14 protein-coding genes are annotated in these 21,126 nt (G+C 54.5%); 8 read left to right on the top strand and 6 right to left on the bottom strand.

Annotated elements, in window-relative coordinates:
• Positions 1-44: 44 nt before the first annotated feature.
• From mutS to AB8Q18_14805, 3 genes are all read right to left on the bottom strand, one after another.
• Entirely contained in the window at positions 45-2,624 is a 2,580-nt protein-coding gene (mutS, locus tag AB8Q18_14815) for a DNA mismatch repair protein MutS (GenBank protein XDZ51418.1), read from the bottom strand.
• A gap of 314 nt (positions 2,625-2,938) precedes the next feature.
• Complete coding sequence (locus AB8Q18_14810; GenBank protein ID XDZ51417.1) at positions 2,939-3,859, bottom strand: bestrophin family protein; 921 nt, start codon at positions 3,857-3,859, stop codon at positions 2,939-2,941.
• A 135-nt stretch (positions 3,860-3,994) separates the two neighbouring features.
• Positions 3,995-4,723: a TIGR00730 family Rossman fold protein gene (locus AB8Q18_14805; protein XDZ51416.1), complete on the bottom strand. Its 729-nt coding sequence runs from the start codon at positions 4,721-4,723 to the stop codon at positions 3,995-3,997.
• Between the two features lie 98 nt (positions 4,724-4,821).
• Between AB8Q18_14805 and polA the strand changes: the two genes are divergently transcribed.
• Positions 4,822-7,629 carry a DNA polymerase I gene (gene polA / locus AB8Q18_14800; protein XDZ51415.1) on the top strand — a complete coding sequence of 936 codons (2,808 nt, stop codon included), beginning with the start codon at positions 4,822-4,824 and terminating at the stop codon, positions 7,627-7,629.
• Positions 7,630-7,824: 195 nt separating this feature from the next.
• Entirely contained in the window at positions 7,825-8,463 is a 639-nt protein-coding gene (leuE, locus tag AB8Q18_14795; GenBank protein ID XDZ51414.1) for a leucine efflux protein LeuE, read from the top strand.
• Here leuE and ugpQ read toward each other — a convergent pair.
• Both ugpQ and AB8Q18_14785 read right to left on the bottom strand, forming a co-directional pair.
• A complete protein-coding gene (ugpQ, locus tag AB8Q18_14790; GenBank protein ID XDZ51413.1) occupies positions 8,443-9,231 on the bottom strand; it encodes a glycerophosphodiester phosphodiesterase in 789 nt (262 codons plus the stop codon). The two genes, leuE and ugpQ, sit on opposite strands and share 21 nt — an antisense overlap.
• 22 nt (positions 9,232-9,253) lie before the next feature.
• The gene (locus tag AB8Q18_14785) at positions 9,254-9,949 is read right to left on the bottom strand and encodes an HAD family hydrolase (GenBank protein ID XDZ51412.1); all 696 of its coding nucleotides are present in this window, start codon (positions 9,947-9,949) and stop codon (positions 9,254-9,256) included.
• 368 nt (positions 9,950-10,317) lie between these two features.
• Here AB8Q18_14785 and AB8Q18_14780 point away from each other — a divergent pair, with 368 nt between their 5' ends.
• The 6 genes from AB8Q18_14780 to AB8Q18_14755 all read left to right on the top strand — a co-directional run bounded on the left by AB8Q18_14780 (position 10,318) and on the right by AB8Q18_14755 (position 19,349).
• Entirely contained in the window at positions 10,318-11,625 is a 1,308-nt protein-coding gene (locus AB8Q18_14780; GenBank protein XDZ51411.1) for a murein transglycosylase A, read from the top strand.
• A gap of 538 nt (positions 11,626-12,163) precedes the next feature.
• Positions 12,164-13,762: an AbgT family transporter gene (locus AB8Q18_14775; GenBank protein ID XDZ51410.1), complete on the top strand. Its 1,599-nt coding sequence runs from the start codon at positions 12,164-12,166 to the stop codon at positions 13,760-13,762.
• A gap of 194 nt (positions 13,763-13,956) precedes the next feature.
• Positions 13,957-14,706 (top strand): AraC family transcriptional regulator, encoded by a 750-nt coding sequence (locus AB8Q18_14770; GenBank protein ID XDZ51409.1) that lies wholly within the window; start codon positions 13,957-13,959, stop codon positions 14,704-14,706.
• Positions 14,707-14,860: 154 nt separating this feature from the next.
• Positions 14,861-17,974 (top strand): bifunctional proline dehydrogenase/L-glutamate gamma-semialdehyde dehydrogenase PutA, encoded by a 3,114-nt coding sequence (putA, locus tag AB8Q18_14765; GenBank protein XDZ51408.1) that lies wholly within the window; start codon positions 14,861-14,863, stop codon positions 17,972-17,974.
• Between the two features lie 24 nt (positions 17,975-17,998).
• Positions 17,999-18,685, top strand: a complete 687-nt coding sequence (locus tag AB8Q18_14760; protein ID XDZ51407.1) for an aldehyde dehydrogenase family protein — start codon at positions 17,999-18,001, stop codon at positions 18,683-18,685.
• A gap of 106 nt (positions 18,686-18,791) precedes the next feature.
• Positions 18,792-19,349: a GNAT family N-acetyltransferase gene (locus tag AB8Q18_14755; protein XDZ51406.1), complete on the top strand. Its 558-nt coding sequence runs from the start codon at positions 18,792-18,794 to the stop codon at positions 19,347-19,349.
• 132 nt (positions 19,350-19,481) lie between these two features.
• Here AB8Q18_14755 and AB8Q18_14750 read toward each other — a convergent pair whose 3' ends face one another.
• The gene (locus AB8Q18_14750) at positions 19,482-21,050 is read right to left on the bottom strand and encodes a TerC family protein (GenBank protein ID XDZ52947.1); all 1,569 of its coding nucleotides are present in this window, start codon (positions 21,048-21,050) and stop codon (positions 19,482-19,484) included.
• Positions 21,051-21,126 lie beyond the last annotated feature (76 nt).

Genomic DNA, 21,126 nt, shown 5'->3' with positions numbered 1-21,126 from the left:
CCCCTAGGGCGGTATTTTTCGTTTAGGCTGCAGAGCCTAGGAGACTAGGCCAGCAGCTTTTTCAATTCATATAAAGCCGCCAAGGCATCGCGCGGGCTTAAGTCGTCGGGCTGTAGCTCGGCCACGGCCTGCTTCAAAGCCGCGGCATCAGCATCTATAACCGGCATGGCTGCCTCTGGCTCATCCTCTTCTGGCGGCATTTGCCCAAAAATATCCAGCTGACGGGCATTTTTATTGGCGTCTTCTTCCAATAAGGCCAAATATTTTTGCGCCGTGCGGATCACCCGACTCGGCACGCCAGCCAGTTTAGCCACCGCAATCCCATAGCTCTTACTCGCCGGCCCCGCTTCAATTTGATGCAAGAAGACGATGTCTTGGCCTTGCTCTAAGGCGGCCAAATGCACGTTGGCGGCCAAGGGGAACTGCTCTGGTAGCTTGGTGAGTTCAAAATAATGGGTGGCAAACAGCGAAAAGCTTTGGTTTTTCTGAATCAGGTGTTCGGCAATGGCGTGAGCCAGGGCCAAGCCGTCAAAGGTAGACGTGCCGCGGCCCACCTCATCGATCAACACCAGCGATGAAGCCGTGGCCTGATGCAGAATATGGGCGGCTTCCGACATTTCCACCATAAAGGTCGAACGGTTGCCGGCCAAATCGTCTGAGGCACCAATACGGGTAAAGATGCGGTCAATCGGGCCAAGGGTACAGCTGGTGGCGGGCACAAATGAACCGGTGTGCGCCAACAGCGTGATCAAGGCCACTTGTCGCATATAGGTTGATTTACCGCCCATATTTGGCCCGGTAATCATCAGCATCTTGCGATTGGTGCCCAGCTGACAATCGTTGGCGATGAAGCGCGTCACCTGCGCCTCCACCACGGGGTGGCGGCCGCCTTCAATGCTCAATTCGGGATAGGCCACCATTTTCGGCGCCACATAGTTTTGCTGGACCGCCATGGCGGCAAAGCTGGCTAAGACATCGAGGCTGGCCACGGCTTTGGCGATGCGCTGTAGCTCTGGCAAATGAGTTTGCAGCTTGGCCAACAGCTGTTCGTACAGCCATTTTTCACGCGCCAGCGCCGCATCTTGCGCCTGTAGGGCCTTATCTTCAAAAGCTTTAAGCTCAGGCGTAATGAAACGCTCGACGTTCTTTAGGGTTTGGCGACGCTGATAGTCGGCCGGCACTTCGCCCGCCTGCGCCTTGCTGATTTCAATGTAAAAGCCATGCACGCGGTTGTATTCGACCTTTAAGGTATTGATGCCGGTGCGGGCCTTTTCTGCGGCTTCCAGCTTGAGTAGGAATTCATTGCCATTGTTTTGCAAATCGCGGCATTCATCCAGCTCGGCATCAAAGCCGTGGTTGATCACGCCGCCTTCGCGCAACACCACGCTGGGCTCGGGCAGCACCGCTTGGCTTAAATAATCAGCAATGGCTTGGCCTTGAGGCAAAACGTCGAGCAAGGTTTGCAGCAGCGCGCTGGCGCTGGCGTCGGTCACCGGCAACGCCTGTAGGGCCAATAAGCTGTCGCGCAGCGACGACAAATCGCGCGGACGGGCGCTGGCCAAGGCGATGCGCGCCGCAATGCGCTCAATGTCGGCCACAGGCTTGAGCGCGCTTTGCAGTCCACTGTATTGGGTCAATAGCGCCGCCACGGCCTGCTGCCGCTGCTGAATGTGGCCATGCTGGCATAAAGGATGATGTAGCCACAGCGCCAATAGGCGGCTGCCCATATGGGTGGCGCAACGGTCTAGGGTGGAAAACAGCGTTGGGGCAGCCTTGCCGCTGATGGTTTGGGTTAATTCAAGGTTGCGGCGCGTGGCGGCATCGAGCTGAATAAAGTCGGCGTCACTTTCCAATACCAAGGCCTCCAGATGAGGCGGGATGTGCGACTGGGTCAGCTGAATGTAGTTTAGTAAGGCCCCTGCGGCGCCAATGGCCACGCCATGCTCATCTGGGTTCAGGCCAAAGCCCAACAGGTCTTGGCTGCCAAAATGACGGGTCAGCAGATTCATGGCTGAATCCACGTCAAACTGCCACGGATTGATTTTGGTGATGGCCTGCTGATAGGCGCCGCTGATCTGGAGCTGCTTTTCGTGGGCACACAGGATTTCGGCCGGATGCAGGCGCTCTAGCTCATGCTCTAGGTCATCCGCAGTAATGATTTTGGTTTTGAATTCACCGCTTTCTAAGGAAGCCCAGGCCAGACCCAATTGTTTTTTCAAGGGCAAAATGGCCAGCACGCGGTTGGTAGTCTTGTCTTCTAAGAGGGCGCTGTCGGTTAATGTACCGGGGGTGATGATGCGCACCACTTGGCGCTCAACCGGCCCTTTACCCGCACCCACTTCGCCTACTTGTTCGCAAATGGCAATGCTTTTGCCAAATTTAACTAGGCGCGCCAAATACTGCTCGGCCGCATGATAAGGCACGCCGGCCATTTTAATCGGCTCGCCGTTGGCGTTGCCGCGTGAGGTGAGGGTGATGTCTAACAGCTTAGCCGCCTCGATGGCGTCGTCAAAAAACAGCTCATAAAAATCGCCCATCCGATAAAACAGCAGCTTATCTTGATGATCGGCTTTAATGCTTAAAAACTGAGCAATCATCGGCGTATGAGTGGGTTTTTGGGTCATGGTGCGGCTTTCACTAAAGACAATCAAAGCCTTATTCTACCGAAGAAGTGGCCATCTGCCTAACGCCAAACTTGGGCCCTAAACAAAATAATGGCCGCCCTCAAACAAGGGGCGGCCAAAATGCCAAAGCCTTAAATCATGGTTTATTGGTCATAGCCCTGTAGGGTGGGTAAAGCGCAGCCTACCCACGGTCTTCAGTGTGTGCGCATGCTTAAGAGAAACCTGCGTGGGTCGCGACCCACCCTACGGCTTAGCGGCCAGCGCTATGGTCGTAAAAAAAAGGATGAAGAACGGCAGAATAAACCAAGGCTTACCTACATCACCTGACCGTTCGCATTCGGGCTCAGCGGCTTGGGTACTGGCTCGCCTAATTGCGCCAACAGGCTGATTTCGATCTGCCGACAGATGGAATCTAAAGCCAGCGCGTTAGGCTTGTCGGCGAAGGGATTGCTGATTTCATCGCCTAAGGCATCCAAACCAAAAAACGCATAGGCCATAAAGCTCACCACCACAGGGCTCATCCAGCCCACCGTGGCCACTAGGCCAAAAGGCAATAAATAACAATACACGTGCACGCTTCGGTGCAGCATCAAGAGGTAGGCAAACGGAATCGGCGTCGATCGAATACGCTCGCAGCTGCCTAAAATATGGCTTAATTCATTGATTAAGCCTTCCGTACTCGCCATTAACGGCGCCGCTAGGCCTTTGTCGCTGTGCAAGGTGTAAAACGCTTGACCAATCAGCAGCAAGAGCTGATTCGGGCGGCTGGGACTGGCCAACACCTGAGCCAAGGTTTCGGCATCGAGATAGCGTGCCAAATCGGCGCGCGGGTCGGTGTCGCGTAGCTGATGGCGTAGCGCATGCGCAAAAGCCAGCAGCAGATACAGCCGCCGCTGGGTGTGTTCAGCCGGCTCGCCAGCGCCAAACACTACGGCCTGGCGCGCCAAGGAGCGGCAGGTAATGAGGCAGCTGCCCCAATGGGTGCGTGCTTCCCAAAAGCGGTTATAGCTGACGGTGTTGCGAAATGACAGGAAAATCCCCACCACCAAACCAATAATGGCAAACGGGGTAATCGTCATGTCTAAAAACGTCCAGCCCATACCTAGATACAGCCCACACACCAGCACGGCTAAAGCATCGGTACACAATACCCGTTTTAAAATACGGGGCACAATCGAGCCTTGCATCGTGGTCCACAAAGACCAAAACGAAGGCGCGTTTTCAAACACAATCATGAGACTCGTCCATAAAAAAACACCGTCACCACACCAGCTTAAACGCTTGTGTTTACGATGTTTTTGATTTTCAAGCGACTTATTTTACGCTTTTTTGGCCGACAAACCAGCGTTTTTTTACGCCGCTTAAGGGCTTTATAGGCTCAGCATGCGCTCCACGTCGGCCACGCATTCGTGGAAGCCACAGTGCTCGTAATGCTCAAAAATAGCCGCCACGATCTCATCTGGGTCGTCGATGATTTGGATCAGCTCCATGTCTGTGTCGCCAATCAGGCCTTTGCCAGCTAGCTGCTCTTGCATCCAGTCGACTAGGCCGCTCCAAAATTCACGGCCGCATAAAATCAGCGGAATCTCACGCGCCTTACCGGTTTGTACCAGGGTGAGGCTTTCAAACAGCTCGTCCAGCGTACCGAACCCGCCGGGCATCACCACATAGGCAATGGCGTGTTTCACAAACATCACTTTACGCGGGAAAAAATGCTGAAATTTAACCGACAGATCTTGATAGTCATTGGGCTTTTGTTCATGAGGCAGTACAATGTTCAGACCAACGGAAGGGCTCTTACCGTAGAAAGCGCCTTTGTTGGCGGCCTCCATAATGCCTGGCCCACCGCCAGAGAGGACGCTGAACCCCGCGTCCGAGAGCAGCCGCGCCAACGCTTCAGTGCGCTGATACATAGGGTCTTCCGGTGCAATGCGGGCACTGCCAAAAATGCTGACCGCCGGCTGGATGGCGCGTAACTCTTCGCCTGCCTCCACGAATTCAGAAATGATTTGCAACACATGCCATGATTCACGTGAACGAAGACTTTGTAATTTATCTTCCGGCAACATGGGATGGGGTAATTTATTGGATAAACTCATAGCTGGCCTTTAATAGCAACGGTGACAACGCTCGTCATTCACACACCCGAATAACACAGTCTGTTTGCGACCATCATCGAGCAAACAGGCGTATGAAAATGACTAAACTTATGAAAACACTTCTGTTAGTGGATGGTTCATCTTACCTATATCGCGCTTTTCATGCCATGCCTGATTTACGCAGCCCAGATGGTTTACCCACGGGCGCGCTCTACGGCGTATTGAACATGTTACGCCGCCTGCAGCAAGACGTGCCGCATGACTACGCCGCCTGTATCTTTGACGCCAAAGGCAAAACGTTTCGCAACGATATGTACCCTGAGTATAAGGCCAACCGCCCACCTATGCCAGACGACTTACGTTTGCAGGTAGACAAAGTGCATGATTTGGTGGCGCGTGCGGGCTGGCCCATCATCGTTTTGCCCGGCGTTGAAGCCGACGACGTAATCGGCACTTTGGCCCGTCAGGCCGACGAAGCCGGCTTTAAGGTGGTGATTTCCACCGGCGACAAAGACATGGCTCAGCTGGTCAGCGACAATGTCACCATCGTCAACACCATGACCAATGAAACCTTCGATGAAGCCGGCGTGGTAGCGAAGTTTGGGGTCAAGCCCAACCGCATCATCGACTATTTAACCCTCATCGGCGACAAGGTCGACAACGTCCCTGGCGTAGACAAATGCGGCCCGAAGACGGCGTTAAAATGGCTGGAAGCCTATGACTCGCTAGAAGGCGTAATCGAACACGCGGCCGAGATTAAGGGCAAGGTCGGCGAGCATTTACAGGCCGCCATCCCCCACCTGCCCTTATCGTATGAATTGATCACGATTAAATGCGACGTGCCCCTAGACGAAACCTTACCCAAAGGTTGGGATGATTTAAGCCCCACCGAACCACAGTGGTCGCAGCTGGTGGAAGACTACAAGGCCTTTGGCTTCCGAACCTGGCTGAAAGAAGCCGAAAAGAAGGTTGCCACTCCTGCTACTCAGGCCAACCAAACCGCTGATTTATTTGCCAGTGACGCCGCCGAGCCCGCTACAGCAGACTTGACGGCCAACGTGGACACCCAGCCCGCAGCCTACACGCCGCCTGCACCAGTGGCCTTACACTATGCCGCCATCACCACCGACGCCCAGCTAGACGCCTTGTGCCGTCAGCTCGACGACGTGATCGAAATCGGCTTTGACACCGAAACCACCAGCCTGAACACCCAAGAAGCGCAGCTGATCGGCATGAGCATCGCCACCGCACCGGGCGTGTCGGTGTACATTCCCCTTGGTCACAGCATGACCGCCGTGCCCGACCAGCTGCCGCTGGCGTCGACCTTGGCCAAGCTCAAGCCCTATCTAGAAAACCCTAAACTGGGCAAGATCGGCCAAAACCTCAAATACGATCAACACGTGCTGGCCAACTACGACCTCAAGCTCAACGGCATTGTCGGCGACGCCATGCTGGCCTCTTATTTGGTTGAGAGCCATCTAACCCACAACCTAGACGATTTGGCCATTCGCCACCTCGGCCTCACCACCATCACCTATGAAAGCCTGTGCGGTAAGGGCGTGAAGCAGCTGAGCTTTGCCGACGTGGCCCTAGACGACGCCATGGACTACGCCTGCCAAGACGCCGACTTTGCCCTACGCCTGCATCATGCGCTGGTGGCGCAGATGAACGACGTACAAAAATCGCTCTACCACGACATGGAATTGCCTTTGGCCCAAGTCTTGCTGACCATGGAGCAAAACGGCGTCTACATCGACAAAGACGTCCTGATGCGCCAAAGCCACGAGCTGGGGCAAAAGCTATTGCAGCTCGAACAGCAGGCCTACGAGATTGCGGGCCAGCCGTTTAACCTGAATTCGCCCAAGCAGCTGCAAGAAATCTTATTTGATAAGCTGGAAATCCCCACTAAAGGCCTGAAAAAAACGGCCTCGGGCGGCATTTCCACCAATGAAAGCGTGTTGGAAAAGCTGGCGCTAGACTATCCGCTGCCCAAGCTCATCCTTGAATATCGTGGCTTGGCCAAGCTGAAATCAACCTACACCGACAAGCTGCCGACGCTGATCAACCCAAAAACCGGGCGCGTACACACCACTTATTCACAGGCCGTCGCCATCACCGGCCGCTTGGCCAGCCGCGACCCTAACCTACAGAACATCCCCGTGCGTACAGAAGAAGGCCGCCGCGTGCGCCAAGCCTTCCGCGCGTTGCCGGGCCACCAAATCATTTCCGCCGACTATTCACAAATTGAGCTGCGCATCATGGCTGAGCTGTCGCAAGACGCCACCTTGATCGACGCGTTTAAGCAAGGCCAAGACATTCACCGCCGCACCGCGGCTGAAATCTTCAACGTGGCGCAAGATCAGGTCACGTCAGAACAGCGCCGCTACGCCAAAACGATTAACTTTGGCCTGATTTACGGCATGGGCCAATACGGCCTCGCCCAGTCGCTAGAGATCAGCCCGATGGAAGCCAAAGACTTTATCGACCGCTACTTTGCCCGCTACCCAGGCGTTGCAGCCTATATGAGCGACACCAAGGCCAGCGCCATGGACAAAGGCTATGTAGAAACCCGCTTTGGTCGCCGCCTCTATCTACCGGACATCCACAGCAGCAAAGCCATGATGCGCGCCGGCGCAGAACGCGCGGCGATTAACGCGCCGATGCAGGGCACGGCATCAGATCTGATTAAAAAGGCCATGATTGCGGTACAGGGGTGGCTAGAAACGGAACAATTAGACAGCCTCTTAATCATGCAGGTGCATGACGAACTGGTGCTGCAGGTGCCGGAACATGAAGTCGCATTGGTGAAGGTTGAACTGCCCAAACTCATGGCCGCCGTCGACACGCTGTCGATTCCCCTAGTGGCCGACGTAGGTATTGGCCACAACTGGGACGAGGCGCATTAAACCTGTCTTGAGGCATCGCATCCACCCCTGCACCGCAGGGGTTTTTTTATGGCTGGGCCCGGCGTACCACAACGCCCTTCGCAGCCATTGCGCCGACCTTAAACTCGGCGTTAGAATACACCGCTGGCTTTTAAAAAATTAGATTAATAATAGAGCCGCTTCAACCCACCGCTGAATTCAACAAAGGACAATGGCGTGTTAGCAGATTACGGCGTAGTAAACCTATGGACCTATTTAGTTGGGGTGATTTTCATCATCATCCTACCAGGGCCTAATTCTATTTATGTACTCAAAACCGGCGTGAGCCACGGGGTCAAAGCCGGCTATACGGCGGCATTAGGCGTATTCATTGGCGACGCCATCTTGATTTTTTGCGCCTACATCGGCATCGCTTCGCTGATCCGTACCTCTCCTATGGTGTTCACCGTCATTAAGTTTTTAGGGGCGTTGTATCTACTGTTTTTAGGCCTGAAAATCCTCTACGCCAGCCTGTTTAAACCGCAGCAAAGCGCAGCACCTGTGGTTGAATCCAGCCACAGCATCATGCGTAAATCCCTGACCCTCAGCCTGACCAACCCAAAGGCGATTCTGTTTTACGTGTCGTTTTTTGTGCAGTTCATCGACTTTAACTACGCCCACACCAGCGTGTCGTTCTTGATTTTGGCTAGCATTTTAGAAGTGGTCAGCTTTGTGTATTTGACCACACTGATTTTTGCCGGCGCGCTGTTGGCGAAATTTTTCAGCCATCGCAAGCTCTTGGCCAAGCTCGGCAACAGCGCTGTTGGCGTGCTGTTTTTGGCCTTTGCCACACGCCTAGCCACGCTCTCCAACTGAGGCCGACGCCAGCTGGCCCAGCATGGCGCCGCGCTGATCCAATGCATCTGTCACCACCGCATCCACACCCCAAGCCAACAGCTGTTGCGCTTGGGCTACATCGTTAACCGTCCACGCCAAAGCCTTAAAACCTGCTTGATGCACGGCTTTCACCCGTTCACGCGTCCATAATACTGCGGCAGCGTGCAACGACACGCAGCCTAGGTCGCGCAGCAAAGTCCACAGGTCTTCAGACCAAACATCGATCAGCAAGCCGCGCGGTACTTCTGGCGCCGCCGCCTGCGCGGCGGCCAAGGCCGCCGTAGAAAAGGACGACAAGAGCGGCAGCGGCTGCCCTTTTAAGGCCGGCGTGTGCCAATGGGCGCCCACCTTTTTGGCGATGGCACGGCCAGTCGCGTGTTCCATGCCCGCGCAGGGCTTAAGCTCAATGTTCATCTGCACGCCCTCGGCCAGGCAATACGCCACCACCTGATCTAAGCTGGGCACGCCCTCGGTGCGAAAATCTGCATCAAACCAACTGCCGGCATCCAGGTCAGCAAGCTCAGACCAATGCTTCGCTTTAGCCAAACCCACGCCATTGGTGGTGCGCACTAAATCGTCGTCGTGCAGTACAAAAGGCACCTCGTCACGCGACAGCTTGACGTCAAACTCAACCGCGCTAAAACCATGCACTACGGCTGCACGCATGCCGGCGAGGGTGTTTTCTGGGGCCAGCCGACCGCCGCCACGATGGGCGATGAGCTTGGGTAGGGTCCAATGAGGCTGCATGTGATGCTCCTTCCGGCGCAGATTAAAAGCGCGCTGCCGACGTCTGGGTTTGGCGATGGCCAAAGCTAAAAATAGGCCAGCCTTGCTGTTGGGCCACCTTATTTAGGCGTGCATCAGGGTTCACCACCACAGGGTGGGTCACCTGCTGCAATAGGGGTAAGTCATTGTGGGAGTCGCTGTAAAAATACACCCGCTCAAAGTCCTGCAGCGACTGACCGCGCTCGGCCAGCCACGCCTTCAACCGCTTTACCTTCCCTAAGCTAAAGCTGGGCTCACCAACATAGCGACCAGTGTAATAGCCTTGAGCGTCTTGTTCAGCATTCACCCCAATTAAATGATCGATGCCGAAGTGGGCCACAATGGGCCAGGCCAAAAACGTGTTGGTGGCGGTGATCACCATCACCACATCTTGCGCCCTTTGGTGCAGCGCTACCAGCGATAAAGCCGTGGGGCAAATCATCGGCAAGATTTCGGCAGCCATATAGGCTTCATGCAGGCTAGATAAGGTTTCGGGGCTAAAAGCCGCCAGTGTGGCCAATTGAAACGCCAGATACTCTGGCATATTGAGCCGCCCTTGTTGATAGTCTTGATAATAGGCCAACCGTTTTTGGTAATGCTCAGGGCCATACAAACCTTGCGCCACCAAAAAACGCGCCCAAGCCATGTCGCAATCGCCCAATAATAAGGTGTGGTCTAAGTCAAAAATCGCTAAATTCATCGCCGTGCCCTTTCCTGTACCCAAGCCATCGCTGCAAAATCAAGCAGGTGGGGCAGCGACACGACCCACCCAACGGCGGCCGCTGGCTTTTGGCTCACCGTCTGATCGACGCTGACAGTATAGGCAATCTAATTGACAAAATGATGACAAACAAAGGCTTAGCCTAAACCCACACCCTAGCTCCAATCAGAAACAAAAAATAAAATCGATTTAATTCAATTGTTTAATAAAATTACCTGATTTGCGCACGGTTCTTATCCCATAATCTCACCGTCTTTGTTAAACTAATCCGACCTTAGAGGGTCAGACTGATGGCCTGATCTCGCCTTGCTTGCCCTTTTAACCGAACGAAAGACCCAACAACGCCCATGAAAAAACTGCTTTTATCCGCCTGTATGATCGCGTTTTTAACCAGCTGTGCGGTGAAACAACCGACCACGCCGACCACGCCGCCTAAAAGCAGCACTCTGCCACCACCACCTGCCGCCCAGCAGCTGCCCGCTCAGGTAAGCGACCCTCGCACCTCGGTCAAATACGTACCGGCTGCCCACGCCCAACTGCCCAACTGGGCACAGCAAAACTTCAGCAAAAGCCTAGAATCGTTTAAGCGCAGCTGTGAAAGCCTACAAAAGCAGCCAAACTGGGCCTATACCTGCCAGGTGGCCGATCGCATCGATCCCAATAATCAAAACCTCGTGAAGCAGTTTTTCGAACAGTATTTTGTGGCGTGGAAGGTCATCGACAAAGAGCAAGATAAAGGCACCGTCACTGGCTATTATGAGCCGGTCTTACACGGCGCCATCAACCCCTCCATGACGGCTAAGTTCCCGATTTACGGCGTGCCCAACGACATGGTCACGGTTGAACTCACCCCTGCTGCTCGCGCACAAGGTCAGGTCAGCGTACGCAAAGTCAGCGACACCCGTGGCCAAATCGTGGCGGGCGGTGAATATCAAGCCAATCTAGCCGACTTCCCGATCACCGATCGCTCCAAGGCAATTAAAGGCCGCTTTGAAGGCAATCGTCTGGTGCCTTACTACACCCGTGGCCAGATCAACACCGGCATTTTAAACAACCGAGCGCCGATTTTAGGCTACGCCAACGATGCCGTGGAGCTGTTTTTCTTACAGGTACAGGGCTCTGGCCGAATGCAAACGCCAGACGGTAAGTTTGTGCGCCTGAGCTTTGCCGATAAAAATGAACACCCCTACAAATCCATTGGCCGCTACTTAGCCGACCGCGGCGAGCTGCCCTTGGCGCAAACCTCAATGCAGGGCATTAAAGCCTGGGTGCAACAAAACCCCACCCGCCTAAACGAAGTGTTGAGCCACAACCCCAGCTTTGTCTTCTTCCGCGTGTTGCCTAATGCCGGTAACGCTGGCCCTATCGGCGCCTTAGGCGTGCCGTTGACCGACGAATATTCCGGCGCCGTGGATCGCCACCACATCGAGCTAGGCGCCCCGATTTTCTTGGCCACCACCTATCCCGTGACTTATCAGCCGCTCAATCGCCTCATCATGGCTCAAGACACGGGTTCAGCCATTCTAGGCGGCATCCGCGTAGATTTCTTCTGGGGCTATGGCGATAAAGCCGGAGAAGTAGCCGGCAAAATGAAGCAGCAAGGCCAGGTGTGGCAGCTGTTGCCCCACGGCACCTTGCCCAAATATCGTCCCTAAGCCACAACGCCCATCCAAGCCTTGCGTCAGCAAGGCTTTTTTTGTGGCATCCAAACCATAAAATAAACCATAGTCATGAAAAGTGTTGACTTAGATTTGCTCTTAGTTTACCTTTATGTCATAAAATATGAGTACGCTTTATCAAAGGTTACTTGATTGCTTTACCCCAGTGCTTTAAGACCAGCGGTTCGGGTTTTAAAGCACTCTTTTTACGCCAAGCCACACGGGTATACGTTCAGCCCACATGGAACACACGCCGTTTAGCACACCCTAAACTTAAGCCATTTTATGGCAACCTCTTCACCCTACTTCATGGCGCCAGTGGGCCAGCATTCACGCCCATAACTGAAGAACCACCGTACCTTCGCAAGCCTAACCAAAAATTTTACGCTTGAGCCGAAAGCCGACACCCAGCATTAATCGGTCTTTTTGGACAAAATGTATTGCCCTCATCTTCAGCTTTGCCTACCATGCCGCACTCAGCACATCACCATAAAAATAATGGGGTGTGTCCCTACCATCAAACAAAGGAATCAATATGGCGCAAAAACCTGTCCCGACCCCGCCCGCACAAGCGGGCGTACGTAAAAATATCTTCACCCGTTTTCTCGACACCGTCGAATGGCTAGGCAACCTCTTGCCTCATCCTGTCACCCTATTTGCCCTATTTTGTGTATTTATCGTCTTGGCCTCTGGCGTTGCCGGCTATTTGGGTGTGTCCGTGGTCGATCCTCGTCCCGAGGGCGCTTCTGGCCGTGCCGCCGACGGCATGATCCACGTGGTCAGCCTCTTCAATGCCGAAGGCTTGCAGCGCATCCTGACCGAAATGGTCAGAAACTTCACCGGTTTTGCCCCTCTGGGCACGGTTTTAGTCGCCCTATTGGGCGTTTCCCTAGCGGAACACTCTGGCCTCTTGTCTGCCGCCATGCGTAGTTTGGTGATGGGCGCTTCTAAACGTATGGTCACGATTGTGGTGGTCTTTGCCGGCATTATGTCCAACACCGCAGCCGAACTAGGCTATGTGATGTTGATCCCGCTCGCGGCCATGCTGTTTCACTCGCTGGGCCGACACCCCTTGGCCGGCCTAGCCGCTGCCTTCGCAGGCGTGTCTGGCGGCTACAGCGCCAACCTTTTATTGGGCACCGTCGACCCCTTGCTCTCTGGCATCACCGAAACCGCGGCCCAAATGTTAGACCCCACCTACACCGTTGGCCCTGAAGTGAACTGGTACTTCATGGCCGTCTCCACCTTTTTAATCACCTTATTGGGCGCTTTCATCACTGAAAAAGTCGTAGAGCCTAAGCTGGGCACCTACAATAGCGACGACGCCAGCGAGCCGTTAAGCACCAATATGGAGCGCCTCAGCCCACTAGAAAAGCGTGGTCTACGCAACGCCGGCATCGCCGCCCTAGTCATCGTGGCCCTGTTCGCCCTGACCATCGTGCCGGAAAACGGCATCTTGCGTCATCCAGAAACCGGCACCATCACTGGCTCACCGTTCTTAAGGGGGATTGTGGCGCTGATTTTTGTGTTCTTTGCAGTGCCAGGCTATGTTTATGGCCGCACCGTGGGCACCATGCGTCAAGACACCGACGTCATCAAAGCCATGTCCAGCACTATGGGCACCATGGGTACCTACATTGTGTTGGTGTTTTTTGCGGCTCAATTCGTGGCCTTCTTTGATTGGACCAATTTTGGCCAAGTATTTGCCGTGGGCGGCGCGGAATTCTTGCAGAATATTGGCCTCACGGGCCCCTTCTTGTTCTTTGCCTTCATCGTCATTTGCGCCATCATCAACCTGATGCTGGGCTCGGCCTCGGCACAGTGGGCCATTACCGCGCCCATTTTTGTGCCCATGTTGATGCTGGTCGGCTACGCACCAGAGGTCATTCAAGCCGCCTACCGAATCGGCGACTCCGTCACCAACATCATCACGCCGATGATGAGCTATTTTGGCATGATCATGGCCGTGGCCATTCGCTACCAGAAAAATCTGGGCCTAGGCACCCTCATTGCCACCATGCTGCCTTATTCTATTACCTTCCTCATTGGTTGGAGCCTGTTATTCTACGTCTGGGTCTTCCTCTTAGGCCTACCCGTTGGCCCTGGCGCCGCCACCTACTACTCGCCCAATTAAACTAGGCGTACCCTCCTCCCACCGATGCGAACCTTGAAGGTTTGCATCGGTGTTTGGCGTGATTAAAGCCTGATTTAAATAGGGATGGTATTTTTTTGCTAATCATTGGATAATAAGCCTTGGTTAAGCAGTTGATTCCGAACCAAAACATTGAAAAATAACCCATATTGACGCCAGCATAAATGACCGCATCTGTGAAACCTTCTGCGTTAATCACACTGCCTGATGACGCCCACCATCACCACCATGAATATCATCAGGTGGTTATTGGCATTTCTGGGCAGTCGCGCTTTGACGTCACCGGCAAGCAGCGGCTGATCGGGCCGGCGCAAGGATGCTTGGTGTATTCAGAAGCCGAGCATGAGTTTTTAGGCATCGGCCAAAACAAAATGCTGATCCTGAACGTACAGCTGAGCGAATCATTGGGACAGCAAACGCTGAATCAGGTGTCGAATTTATTTGAGCAAAATCCGTTTTTCCAGCTCAACCACAGCAGCCAACAGCTGACCCAGCTGTTGGCCAACCAGATTGCGCTCTACCCCAACGACCCCTTGCTCAACCAAGCCTGTACCGATACCTTAATTTGCATGCTGCGCCACCATCTGCCGGATGAAGGCCCTGAGCGGCCGATGAGCCGCTTAAATATGGACATCATCGATGCCTACATCGACGCCCACCTAGAGCGAAAAATCAGCGTGGCCCAGCTGGCAGGGCGCGTATTTTTAGGCGAAAGCCAGTTTCATGCGCTGTTCAAACAGCAAACGGGGGTAACGCCCTACCAATACGTATTACGCAAACGCTTAACCAAGGCCTTAAGCCTCATCGAAGCAGGCCAGCGTAGCCTGATCGAAGTGGCCCACATGGCCGGCTTTGCCAACCAGAGTGCGTTTACCCATGCTTTTTCAAGGCACTATGGTGTTTCACCTTCAAAATATTTAAAATAATCAGACACAACCACCGCCACTTCGTACTTTTCGACAAATCTTTCGGGGTTTTTGGCAAGACTGATGTGGAAGCAGAGCCATAAACTACTTTGATCGGCCTTGAGTGCCTATATAACTTATGCTTAATGATTAAGCCAGTCTCAAAGGATGTCATATGTTTCATGCAATTGATGTGTTACGCCCTGATTTTCTTAAACAACCGCTGTCAGACCTGTGGAACGAGATTTCCCCACTTTACTGCGTCGATGAAGACAGCTGGTTAACCGAATTATTGCCCTTGGCCACCCCAACGGAAGCCGAGTTGGCCAAGATCACCCAGCGCACCCGCGCCCTCATCGAAACCACCCGTACCGACAAAAACGCCATCCAATTGATTGATGCGCTGCTGTTGGAATACAGCCTCGACACCCGTGAAGGCGTGCTGTTGATGTGCGTGGCCGAAGCGCTGCTGCGCATTCCCGACGTGGCCACGGCCGATGCGCTGATTTACGACAAATTAAGCGTGGCCGACTGGCAAGCGCACTTAAAAAAATCTCAATCGACCATGGTCAACACCGCCTCTTGGGGCTTGGCCTTAACCGGTAAAGTGCTGAAACTCAGCGACGAAGAGCAACAGCCTGCCTCGGCGCTGGCCAAGCTCACCACCAAACTGACCGAACCTGTGATTCGCCACGCCATGCTGCAAGCGATGAAAATCATGGGCCACCAGTTTGTATTGGGCCGCACCATGGAAGAGGCTTTGAAAAAAGGCCGTCCTAACCGCGCCAAAAACTGCACCTATTCTTTCGATATGTTGGGCGAAGCGGCCTTAACCGCTGCCGACGCGCAAAAATACTTTAACGACTACCGTCAGGCCATCCAAACCGTCGGCCAAGACATCGTTAACAACCCCGCCGCATCACCGACCCCAACCGTGTCGATTAAGCTGTCGGCGCTACACCCACGCTACGAAGTCGCCAACACCGATCGCGTGTTAGACGAGCTGTTCAACACCGTCCTGACCTTGCTTAAGCAAGCGCGCAGCGTCGACGTGGGCATCACCATTGATGCGGAAGAAGCCGATCGCTTGGAGCTGTCGCTACAGCTGTTTGAAAAGCTGTATCGCGATCCTGCCGTACAAGGTTGGGGCAAATTTGGCCTGGTGATTCAAGCTTACTCTAAACGTGCTCTGCCCGTTTTAGCCTGGCTTGCCGCCGTGGCCGCCGACCAAGGCGACGTGATTCCGCTGCGCTTGGTAAAAGGCGCCTACTGGGACACCGAAATCAAGATCAGCCAGCAGCGTGGTCTGCCTAGCTATCCTGTGTTCACCCGTAAAGAAGCCACCGACGTCAGCTACTTAGCCTGCGCGCGCTTCTTGCTGTCTGAGCCGGTACGCGGCCTACTCTACCCACAATTTGCCGGCCACAATGCCCAAACCATCTCGGCCATCGCCGAAATGGCCGCCCACAAAGACTTTGAGTTCCAACGCCTACACGGCATGGGCGCCGCGCTGCATCTACACGCCATGGCCAAACACGGCCAGCCAGTGCGCATTTATGCGCCCGTCGGCAGCCACAAAGACTTATTGCCTTACTTAGTGCGTCGCCTTTTAGAAAACGGCGCCAACAGCTCATTTGTGCACCAATTGGGCAACCACGACATCCCCGTGGCCGAACTGTCTGAGCATCCGGTGAACATTCTGTTGGGCCAACCGACCCTGCACAATGCACGCATCGCGCTGCCGCCAGCCATTTTCGGTGCCAAACGTAAAAACTCTTTGAGCGTGAACATCGACATCGATTCTAGCTGGACGCCGATGGCCACAGCCTTAGCCCCCTTCTTGCAGCACCAATGGCAAGCCACTTCTTTGATCAATGGTCAGGCCAGCAGCGGCGGTGAAACCCAAGCCGTACGCGCGCCTTACAATCATCAAGAAGTGTTGGGTCAAGCTATTTTCGCTACTGCCGAAGAGGCACAGGCAGCCCTTACGGCAGCCCAAGCGGCCTTCCCAAGCTGGCGTGACACGCCGGCCAGCGACCGCGCTGCCGCCATTTTGCGCTTTGCCGACCTGATCGAAACCCATTACGCTGAATTCATTGCCTTGTGTCACCGCGAAGCGGGTAAAACCATTCAAGACTGTATTGATGAAATCCGCGAAGCCATCGACTTTTGCCGCTACTACGCGCAACAGGCCAGCGACAACTTCAGCCAGCCTTACGCCGTCGTTAACCACCTAGGCCAAAGCATTCAAAAACGCCGTGAAGGCCGTGGCGTTATGGTGTGCATCAGCCCGTGGAACTTCCCTTTGGCGATTTTCCTAGGCCAAATCACCGCTGCCCTAGCTGCGGGTAACACCGTGGTGGCCAAACCGGCGGAACAAACTTCGTTGATTGCCCATCGTGCCATCGGCCTCTTACATGAAGCGGGCGTGCCCACTGCGGCCGTTCACTTAGTATTGGGCACAGGTAAAACCGTGGGTGCCGTACTGACTTCAAGCGCCGACATTGCTGGCGTGGTCTTCACTGGCTCCACCCAAACCGCTCAACACATTAACCGCGCCCTAGCCGCCAGTAACACCGACGTAGTGCGCCCATTGATCGCCGAAACCGGTGGCCAAAACGCCATGATCGTCGACAGCACGGCGCTGCCAGAGCAAGTGGTGCGCGACGTAGTGCGCTCTTCCTTCGCCTCTGCTGGCCAACGCTGCTCGGCGCTACGCGTACTGTATGTGCAAGAAGACGTGGCCGAACGCATGATTACCTTAATCAAAGGCTCTATGGCCGAGCTTAAAGTCGGCAACCCGGTCGACCACAGCACCGACGTTGGCCCGGTAATCGACAAAACGGCGCAAGACAAACTGCAAGCGCACATTGCCAAAATGAGCCAATCAGCCAAGCTGATCGCCCAAACCCGCTTGCCTGATGCGTGCCAACAAGGCACCTTCGTGGCCCCGACCGCGTTTGAGATCAAGCACATGAATGAGCTGGTGGAAGAGCAGTTTGGCCCCATCTTGCACATCATCCGCTACCGCGCCGCCGACTTAGACCAAGTCATCAACGCGATTAACCAAACCGGTTATGGCCTCACGCTTGGGGTACACAGCCGCAACGAACACACCTACCAGCACATTGATGCGCGGGCGCGCGTGGGCAACAGCTACATCAACCGCGACCAAGTAGGCGCCGTTGTCGGCGTACAGCCGTTTGGCGGCCAAGGCCTATCAGGTACCGGCCCTAAAGCCGGCGGCCCACGCTATTTGTTGCGCTTTACCCACGAAGTGGTGGCGTAAGCCCCTCAGGACAAAGGACTCTCAATGAACACCAGTAATTTGATCAACCATGGCCTGCAACAGTGGGAAGCATGGAATGCTTTAGGCTTCGCCCAACGCGACGCCATCGTGGCCCGCTGGGCCCAAAACCTAAACGACAATGCGGCGCAACACATGGTCGCCTTCCAACGCCAGTGTGCGGCTGAACACATCGCCAAGGTACAGATGATGCCAGGGCCAACGGGCGAGCTGAACGAGCTCTACTGTAGCGGCCGTGGCGTCTTCATCGTCCACGCCGAAGCCGATGCCCCTTTAAGCGCCACCGTAGCCGCCTTAAGCGCTGCCTTACTGGCCGGCAACACCGTGGTGTTGGCTTTGCCTGAAGGCCAAACCCCGGGCGCCAACGCCATGGCGCAAGCCTTGGCGCAGGCAGGTTGCCCCCGCGATGTGGTACAAGTGGCCCAGGTGGCCGACTTGGCCGAGCTGATCACCCATCCGCTCTTGGCGGGCTTTGCCTACGCCGGCCATGCTCAAGCCGCCCACGACTGGCTCAATCAGCTGGCCCAGCAAGACGGTGCCCTGACCCAGCTAGTGGCCGAGACCGACTATGCCACGCTCTCGACTGTGGCAGAAAGCACCTACTGCCTGCGTTTCATCACCGAACGCACCCGTTCCATCAACCTCACCGCCATCGGCGGCAATGCCTCATTGATGGAATCAAGCCACGCCTAAAGCAGGTTTAGCCCTAGCCCACTGCCGCAGCAGTGGGCTTTTTTATGCTTACGAAGGCGGGGCGTAACGTGTTAAAATCAACGCCAATTTAGACAGGATGAGCACTATGGACGCAATGCAACAACACTTGGCCTTGGCCGTACACCAACGCATGGAAACCGAACGGTTGATCTTAAGACCAGTGACGCTGGCCGACGCTGAGGACATGTACGCCTACGCCTCCAACGAAACCACCACCCAACACATGCCGTGGCCGCGCCACACCAGCTTAGACGACACCAAAAGCAATATCGCCAACTTTTTCATGGCCGTGCCTTTGGGTAAATTTGGCATTCAGCTCAAAGGGACCGACACATTAATCGGCACCTGCGACATCCGCATCAAAGGCAATGGCGTGGCGGAAATTGGCTACATCATTCATCAAGACTATTGGGGTAAGGGCTACGCTACCGAAACCGCAGCAGCGCTGATCGCCTTAGGCTTTAACCACATGGGCATGGACAAGGTGATGGCCGTTCACCACGAAGACAACCAAAGCTCAGGTAAGGTCATGACCAAGCTGGGCATGCAGCTAGAAGGCGTGTTGCGCCAAGGCGAGGCCTTGATGGGCAAGGTGTATTCACCGCACATCTACGGCATCTTAAAAAGCGACTACCAAGGCTAGTCCGCGCGACTACAGCCAGGGCCGATCCGCAAGGGTCGGTTTTTTAATGGCCCACAGCAGCGTAAAGCAGCCGCCATGATCGGGCTTTACAAAAAAAGCCAGCCCTAAGGCTGGCTTTTTCAGACTAGAGGCTTACGCCTCATCGTAAGGGATGGCATAAATCTTCACCCGCTCAATACGCTGGTTCGCCATTTCAATCACTTCAAAACGCCAGTCCTGATAGTCGACGCAGTCGCCCACCTTAGGAATGCGCTGTAGCTCTTCCATCACCAAGCCCGCCACGGTGTGGTAGTCCACGTCTTCTTCCAAGACGGCTAAGCCTAACTGCTGCTCGAGCGCCGAATACTCTAAGCTACCGTCAACGGTAAAGCTTTCGTCGCCGTTGGCCTGAATACTTGGGCCCTCTTCGCTTTCGTATTCTTCAGGGAAGTCACCGGCGATGGTTTCCAATAAGTCTTTCATGGTCACCAGGCCTAAGATGGTCCCGAATTCATCGACCACAAACGCCAGGTCAGCGGTTTGACCACGGAATTGTTCCATGGCTCTTAACGCCGTAGTGTTTTCCAGCAAAATCAACGGCTTGCGGATGGCTTCATTGATGTTCATCTGGCCATCGGTCAAATACTGGGTCAGCAAGTCTTTTTTATTCACATAGCCCAGCGCTTCATCAATACCGGCCTTGCCCACTACCACTAATCGTGAGAACGGGGTGATCTTCAATTGGCGGATTTGCTGCTCTTTGGTCTGCGAAATATCCAAACGTTCAATGTCGCGGCGCGGCGTCATCATCCCCAAAATAGGGCGCTCGGCCAAGGTCAGCACGCTGCGAATCATGCTGCGTTCGTTTTCGTCGAAGTGGCCATCGTCAATCACGCCATCGGCCATGCGCTCTTTCGCCAACAGCTGATCGCGTACCCCCATCGCGCCCAGTACGTTATCGGCCAAACGATGGCGCCACGAACGACTGGTGTAGAGGTTTTTCTTGCTGTTTTTCTGGGCAATTTGGTTAAACACTTCGATCAAGATCGAGAAACCAATCGCCACGTATAGGTATTCTTTCGGAATGTGGTAGTGCAGGCCTTCCACAATCAGGCTAAAACCAATCATCAATAGGAAGCCCAAGCACAGCATCACCACGGTCGGGTGGCGGTCCACGAAGGCGGTTAAGGGCTTACTGGCCCAGATCATGATGGCCATCGCCACCGCAACAGCCAGCATGGCCACGGTGATGTGGTCGACCATGGCGACGGCGGTGATCACCGAGTCGATGGAGAACACGGCGTCTAGCACCAAGATTTGCACCACCACGGCGCCAAAGGCCGAATACACTCTGGTTTCTTTGGTTTGGGCGTGACTGTTGTGGCCTTCGAGGCGCTCGTGTAGCTCCATCGTGGCCTTATACAGCAAGAACAAACCGCCGACCATCATGATCAAGTCTTTCACCGAGACGGCAAAATCACCGACGTGAAAGAGCGGATTGGTCAGGGTGATGATGTAAGACACAAAGCCCAGCATGATCACACGGATCACGATGGCCATGCTTAAGCCCATGATACGGGCACGGTCTCTGAGCTCCGGGCGCACCTTATTGGCCAAGATGGCCACGAACACCAAGTTGTCGATGCCCAAAACAATTTCTAATACCAATAGCGTCACAAACCCCACCAAAATGCGGGGGTCCATGACCCAACTTAAATCAATATCCATGATTATGCGTTTTCACCTTTTTTGAAAAATCATGTTAAAAAAACGAACAAAGGCAACCTGAAATGATTCA

The sequence above is a fragment of the Neisseriaceae bacterium CLB008 genome, from assembly GCA_041228285.1.
Lineage (GTDB): Bacteria > Pseudomonadota > Gammaproteobacteria > Burkholderiales > Neisseriaceae > JAGNPU01.
This window is presented reverse-complemented; position numbering and strand designations above follow the sequence as displayed.

Coding starts and splice junctions, on each gene's coding strand:
- AB8Q18_14805 (XDZ51416.1), bottom strand. CDS start 4,723: ATGAGTTTATCCAATAAATTACCCCATCCCATGTTGCCGGAAGATAAA.
- putA (XDZ51408.1), top strand. CDS start 14,861: ATGTTTCATGCAATTGATGTGTTACGCCCTGATTTTCTTAAACAACCG.
- AB8Q18_14780 (XDZ51411.1), top strand. CDS start 10,318: ATGAAAAAACTGCTTTTATCCGCCTGTATGATCGCGTTTTTAACCAGC.
- ugpQ (XDZ51413.1), bottom strand. CDS start 9,231: ATGCAGCCTCATTGGACCCTACCCAAGCTCATCGCCCATCGTGGCGGC.
- AB8Q18_14760 (XDZ51407.1), top strand. CDS start 17,999: ATGAACACCAGTAATTTGATCAACCATGGCCTGCAACAGTGGGAAGCA.
- mutS (XDZ51418.1), bottom strand. CDS start 2,624: ATGACCCAAAAACCCACTCATACGCCGATGATTGCTCAGTTTTTAAGC.
- polA (XDZ51415.1), top strand. CDS start 4,822: ATGACTAAACTTATGAAAACACTTCTGTTAGTGGATGGTTCATCTTAC.
- AB8Q18_14785 (XDZ51412.1), bottom strand. CDS start 9,949: ATGAATTTAGCGATTTTTGACTTAGACCACACCTTATTATTGGGCGAT.
- AB8Q18_14775 (XDZ51410.1), top strand. CDS start 12,164: ATGGCGCAAAAACCTGTCCCGACCCCGCCCGCACAAGCGGGCGTACGT.
- AB8Q18_14810 (XDZ51417.1), bottom strand. CDS start 3,859: ATGATTGTGTTTGAAAACGCGCCTTCGTTTTGGTCTTTGTGGACCACG.
- AB8Q18_14755 (XDZ51406.1), top strand. CDS start 18,792: ATGGACGCAATGCAACAACACTTGGCCTTGGCCGTACACCAACGCATG.